We start from the raw sequence: 829 nt of genomic DNA, 5'->3' as shown, positions 1-829 counted from the left end.
GGCCAAGTAGTGATCACCATTAAAGATGGTAGCGATGCTGCAGGTAATGAGCAGGGGCAAGTGACGATCACCGAAGGGGATTTAACCCCGCAGGGTAGCGAACACGGCTACCCAGTATCTGGCACTACCACCATTGCGATTGAAGCAGGCGCAGACCGTCTCGATCCTACAAAAGTGACCATCGATCCGAAACAACTGACATCGCTAATCACTGAGTTAGAATCAGAGTTAACCACTGGTAATAATGAAGCGATCAGTTTTCATTATGACAGTGCGACGGGTGAGTTAATTGGTTTAACAGCCAATGGCGAGCAGGTTGTGACGGTATCATTGTCTGCGGTACAAGCGGCGAATGGTCACGATGTGGCAGTTAATGTCACCATCACTCAAGAAAAACCGTTAAATCACACCGATAACGGTAACCAAGGTTTAGTTGATAGTGTGAATGATAAGATCACCATCGATGTGCCGATTCAGGTGCAAGATACCGATGGTGACTGGCTGCAAAAACCAGCCAATGTTGATATTACGATTAAAGACGGCGCTAACCCAGAGTTTGGTACTGATACTGGCACTACGATTAATGAATCAAGCCAGCAAGGTCAAATTATCCATGGTGAAGTGCCATTAGATGTTGGCTCAGATGCGATTCATCAGACTGATTTCAACGCTGAGCAGCCAGGCCTTGATGGTATAACGAGCAATGGCGAAGCCACTACCTTTAGTGTGGCAGGCAATGTGCTAACCGTGGTTGATAGCCACGATAAGCCCGTGATGGTGGTAACTATTGCCACCGATGGTTCATACACGGTTGAAGTTACCGGTTCGA

General features: G+C 47.4%; 1 protein-coding gene. It reads left to right on the top strand.

The features are described from left to right. Window positions 1-829, top strand: an 829-nt coding sequence (locus C0W29_RS21720; RefSeq protein ID WP_158260040.1) for a hypothetical protein, incomplete at both ends; no start/stop codon positions are given.

It is taken from the genome of Photobacterium kishitanii (assembly GCF_003026355.1).
GTDB classification, from domain to species: Bacteria; Pseudomonadota; Gammaproteobacteria; order Enterobacterales; family Vibrionaceae; genus Photobacterium; species Photobacterium kishitanii.
The sequence above is the reverse complement of the archived record's forward strand: the minus strand, read 5'-3'. Positions and strand labels throughout refer to the sequence as shown.